At 56.1% G+C, this 5,600-nt stretch carries 3 rRNA genes; all 3 read left to right on the top strand.

Annotation, left to right across the window (positions count from 1 at the left end):
• Positions 1-191: 191 nt before the first annotated feature.
• A 16S ribosomal RNA gene (locus J2X63_RS18945) occupies positions 192-1,721 on the top strand.
• Positions 1,722-2,172: 451 nt separating this feature from the next.
• A 23S ribosomal RNA gene (locus tag J2X63_RS18940) occupies positions 2,173-5,278 on the top strand.
• Positions 5,279-5,476: 198 nt separating this feature from the next.
• Positions 5,477-5,593 (top strand): 5S ribosomal RNA (gene rrf, locus J2X63_RS18935).
• The 16S, 23S and 5S rRNA genes sit together here, the layout of an rRNA operon.
• The last annotated feature ends 7 nt before the right edge of the window (positions 5,594-5,600 follow it).

The following is a 5,600-nucleotide window of genomic DNA, read 5'->3' as shown; positions in this document are numbered from 1 at the left end:
CGGGTGCGTCCGTTTCTTGAGAACTCAACAGCGTGCACTATGTTCAATGCCAATTTATTGAACCCCAGCTCTGCCCTTTGGGGTGGGGTATGGATTCCTTTGATTGATGGACAATTTGATTTTTATAGTCAGTTGTTTCTCTGTCAGTGATTGAAGCTCTCAATGCCTCTTCGGGGGTGTTGGAACCAGTTTTTTTGGAGAGTTTGATCCTGGCTCAGGACGAACGCTGGCGGCGTGCTTAACACATGCAAGTCGAACGATGAACTCCAGCTTGCTGGGGGGATTAGTGGCGAACGGGTGAGTAACACGTGAGTAACCTGCCCTGGACTCTGGGATAACCCCGAGAAATCGGAGCTAATACCGGATAGGACCCTGTACCGCATGGTGTGGGGTGGAAAGTTTTTTCGGTCTGGGATGGACTCGCGGCCTATCAGCTTGTTGGTGAGGTAATGGCTCACCAAGGCGTCGACGGGTAGCCGGCCTGAGAGGGTGACCGGCCACACTGGGACTGAGACACGGCCCAGACTCCTACGGGAGGCAGCAGTGGGGAATATTGCACAATGGGCGCAAGCCTGATGCAGCAACGCCGCGTGCGGGATGACGGCCTTCGGGTTGTAAACCGCTTTTAGTAAGGAAGAAGGGGAGCTTGCTCCTTGACGGTACTTGCAGAAAAAGGACCGGCTAACTACGTGCCAGCAGCCGCGGTAATACGTAGGGTCCGAGCGTTGTCCGGAATTATTGGGCGTAAAGAGCTCGTAGGCGGTTTGTCGCGTCTGCTGTGAAATCCCGAGGCTCAACCTCGGGCCTGCAGTGGGTACGGGCAGACTGGAGTGCGGTAGGGGAGAATGGAATTCCTGGTGTAGCGGTGGAATGCGCAGATATCAGGAGGAACACCGATGGCGAAGGCAGTTCTCTGGGCCGTAACTGACGCTGAGGAGCGAAAGCGTGGGGAGCGAACAGGATTAGATACCCTGGTAGTCCACGCCGTAAACGTTGGGCGCTAGATGTGGGGACCTTTCCACGGTTTCCGTGTCGTAGCTAACGCATTAAGCGCCCCGCCTGGGGAGTACGGCCGCAAGGCTAAAACTCAAAGGAATTGACGGGGGCCCGCACAAGCGGCGGAGCATGCGGATTAATTCGATGCAACGCGAAGAACCTTACCAAGGCTTGACATAACCGAGAACGCCGCAGAAATGTGGAACTCTTTGGACACTCGGTTACAGGTGGTGCATGGTTGTCGTCAGCTCGTGTCGTGAGATGTTGGGTTAAGTCCCGCAACGAGCGCAACCCTCGTCGCATGTTGCCAGCACGTAATGGTGGGAACTCATGTGAGACTGCCGGGGTCAACTCGGAGGAAGGTGGGGATGACGTCAAATCATCATGCCCCTTATGTCTTGGGCTTCACGCATGCTACAATGGCCGGTACAAAGGGCTGCGATGTCGTAAGGCGGAGCGAATCCCAAAAAGCCGGTCTCAGTTCGGATTGAGGTCTGCAACTCGACCTCATGAAGTCGGAGTCGCTAGTAATCGCAGATCAGCAACGCTGCGGTGAATACGTTCCCGGGCCTTGTACACACCGCCCGTCAAGTCATGAAAGTCGGTAACACCCGAAGCCGGTGGCCTAACCCTTGTGGAGGGAGCCGTCGAAGGTGGGATCGGTGATTAGGACTAAGTCGTAACAAGGTAGCCGTACCGGAAGGTGCGGCTGGATCACCTCCTTTCTAAGGAGCATCTGGAGACTTCGGTCTTCCAGGCATGTCAGATCAGGACCGAATGTGTTCTGCTGGCAGCTCATGGGTGGAACATTGACATAGGTGCTCGTCTGAATGGTTCAGACCTAGTACGCCTCTTCGGGGGTTGGAACGGTGGGGGCCGGCCGGTCGGGCACGTGCACGCTGTTGGGTCCTGAGGGACCGGACGATCCTGCCTTCGGGTGGGGTGATGGTTTCTTCAGACCTTCACCGAGATCAGCTTTGCTGGTGGGTGTGGGGGTTCTGGCCGTCTGTTGAGAACTACATAGTGGACGCGAGCATCTTAGATTGACCCTTCGGGGTCAGTCACAAAAGGTGAGTCGCCAATTCGGGTGCCTTTCGGGGTGCTTGGTTTGGCGTATTCACTGGTCAATTTCGCAGCACCTTCGGGTGTTGCACGAATTCGATCGAACTCATGTGATTTCAAGTTTCTAAGAGCAAACGGTGGATGCCTTGGCATCTGGAGCCGAAGAAGGACGTCGTAATCTGCGATAAGCCTCGGGGAGCTGATAAACGAGCTTTGATCCGAGGATTTCCGAATGGGGAAACCCCGCCAGGCCCTTTGGGTGACCTGGTGACTCCCGCCTGAATATATAGGGCGGGTAGAGGGAACGTGGGGAAGTGAAACATCTCAGTACCCACAGGAAGAGAAAACAACCGTGATTCCGTAAGTAGTGGCGAGCGAACGCGGAAGAGGCTAAACCGAGCCATGTGTGATACCCGGCAGGGGTTGCATGGTCGGGGTTGTGGGACCTCTCGGACTGTACTGCCGTGCAGTCACGGTGACGCGTCAGGTATAGACGAACCGGATTGAAAGCCGGACCGGAGTGGGTGTGAGTCCCGTAGTCGAAATGCCTGGCCGGCCGGAGAGGGATCCCAAGTAGCGCGGGGCCCGAGAAATCCCGCGTGAATCTGTCAGGACCACCTGATAAGCCTAAATACTCCCAGATGACCGATAGCGGACAAGTACCGTGAGGGAAAGGTGAAAAGTACCCCGGGAGGGGAGTGAAATAGTACCTGAAACCGTTTGCTTACAAACCGTTGGAGCCTCCTTGTAGGGGTGACAGCGTGCCTTTTGAAGAATGAGCCTGCGAGTTAGTGATCTGTGGCGAGGTTAACCCGTGAGGGGCAGCCGTAGCGAAAGCGAGTCTGAATAGGGCGATTCAGTCGCAGGTCCTAGACCCGAAGCGAAGTGATCTATCCATGGCCAGGTTGAAGCGACGGTAAGACGTCGTGGAGGACCGAACCCACTTCAGTTGAAAATGGAGGGGATGAGCTGTGGATAGGGGTGAAAGGCCAATCAAACTTCGTGATAGCTGGTTCTCTCCGAAATGCATTTAGGTGCAGCGTTGCGTGTTTCTTGCCGGAGGTAGAGCTACTGGATGGCCGATGGGCCCTAAAAGGTTACTGACGTCAGCCAAACTCCGAATGCCGGTAAGTGAGAGCGCAGCAGTGAGACGGTGGGGGATAAGCTTCATCGTCGAGAGGGAAACAACCCAGACCACCAACTAAGGTCCCTAAGCGCGTGCTAAGTGGGAAAGGATGTGGAGTTGCACAGACAACCAGGAGGTTGGCTTAGAAGCAGCCACCCTTGAAAGAGTGCGTAATAGCTCACTGGTCAAGTGATTCCGCGCCGACAATGTAACGGGGCTCAAGCACGCCACCGAAGTTGTGGCATTGACATTTGTGGTAGGCCTTCGTGGTCCAGCCGTGTTGATGGGTAGGAGAGCGTCGTGTGGCGAGTGAAGCGGCGGTGGAAACCAGCCGTGGACGCTACACGAGTGAGAATGCAGGCATGAGTAGCGAAAGACGGGTGAGAAACCCGTCCTCCGGAAGACCAAGGGTTCCAGGGTCAAGCTAATCTGCCCTGGGTAAGTCGGGACCTAAGGCGAGGCCGACAGGCGTAGTCGATGGACAACGGGTTGATATTCCCGTACCGGCGAAGAACCGCCCACACGAGATCAGAAGTGCTAAGCATCCCAATCCGTGCACGATCCCTTCGGGGTGACGCGCGAGGCGGCATGCGACCCCGTCTGGTGGAGTGAGCGTATTAACAGGTGTGACGCAGGAAGGTAGCCCAACCCGGGCGATGGTAGACCCGGGGCAAGCGTGTAGGCCGAGCGATAGGCAAATCCGTCGCTCACGATGGCTGAGACGCGATGCGGATAAAAAGTGGGTGATCCTATGCTGCCGAGAAAAGCATCGACGCGAGGTTCCAGCCGCCCGTACCCCAAACCGACTCAGGTGGTCAGGTAGAGAATACCAAGGAGATCGAGAGAATCGTGGTTAAGGAACTCGGCAAAATGCCCCCGTAACTTCGGGAGAAGGGGGGCCTAAGGCGTGAACCAGCTTGCCTGGGGAAGCGCTGCAGGGCCGCAGAGACCAGTGGGAAGCGACTGTTTACTAAAAACACAGGTCCGTGCTAAGTCGCAAGACGATGTATACGGACTGACGCCTGCCCGGTGCTGGAAGGTTAAGAGGACCGGTTAGCCGCAAGGCGAAGCTGAGAATTTAAGCCCCAGTAAACGGCGGTGGTAACTATAACCATCCTAAGGTAGCGAAATTCCTTGTCGGGTAAGTTCCGACCTGCACGAATGGCGTAACGACTTCCCAGCTGTCTCAACCGCGAACTCGGCGAAATTGCATTACGAGTAAAGATGCTCGTTACGCGCAGCAGGACGGAAAGACCCCGTGACCTTTACTACAGCTTGGTATTGGTGTTCGGTGTGGCTTGTGTAGGATAGGTGGGAGACTTTGAAGCGGGCACGCCAGTGTTCGTGGAGTCATTGTTGAAATACCACTCTGGTCACTCTGGATATCTAACTTCGAACCGTGATCCGGTTCAGGGACAGTGCCTGGTGGGTAGTTTAACTGGGGCGGTTGCCTCCCAAAAAGTAACGGAGGCGCCCAAAGGTTCCCTCAACCTGGTTGGCAATCAGGTGGCGAGTGTAAGTGCACAAGGGAGCTTGACTGTGAGACTGACAGGTCGAGCAGGGACGAAAGTCGGGACTAGTGATCCGGCAGTGGCTTGTGGAAGCGCTGTCGCTCAACGGATAAAAGGTACCTCGGGGATAACAGGCTGATCTTGCCCAAGAGTCCATATCGACGGCATGGTTTGGCACCTCGATGTCGGCTCGTCGCATCCTGGGGCTGGAGTAGGTCCCAAGGGTTGGGCTGTTCGCCCATTAAAGCGGTACGCGAGCTGGGTTTAGAACGTCGTGAGACAGTTCGGTCCCTATCCGCTGCGCGCGTAGGAAATTTGAGAGGATCTGACCCTAGTACGAGAGGACCGGGTTGGACGAACCTCTGGTGTGCCAGTTGTTCCGCCAGGAGCACCGCTGGTTAGCTACGTTCGGGATGGATAACCGCTGAAAGCATCTAAGCGGGAAGCCGGCCTCGAGATGAGATTTCCATCCCTTCGGGGGAGAGGCTCCCAGCCAGACGACTGGGTTGATAGGCCGGATGTGGAAGACAGGACTAACGACTGTCGGAGCTGACCGGTACTAATAAGCCGATAACTTGACAATCACTACACTCACACACGTTTGAAGATCATTCATCGAAAGGCCGTGTGAGTGGCCCTCTAGATTGCTCGCGTCCACTCTGTGGTTCCCAACAGACGGAAACACACACAACACAACACAGATTTCACCCCACCACACGTGGGGTGCCGTAACCACACACCCAACCCACCACCGGTGGGGCAACGTGGGTGTGGCACGAGTTTCGGCGGCCATAGCGCGAGGGAAACGCCCGGACACATTCCGAACCCGGAAGCTAAGACTCGCAGCGCCGATGGTACTGCAGGGGCGACCCTGTGGGAGAGTAGGACACCGCCGGACATTCATT

Origin of the sequence: Agromyces sp. 3263, from assembly GCF_031456545.1 — a bacterium.
Lineage (GTDB): Bacteria > Actinomycetota > Actinomycetes > Actinomycetales > Microbacteriaceae > Agromyces.
This window is presented reverse-complemented; position numbering and strand designations above follow the sequence as displayed.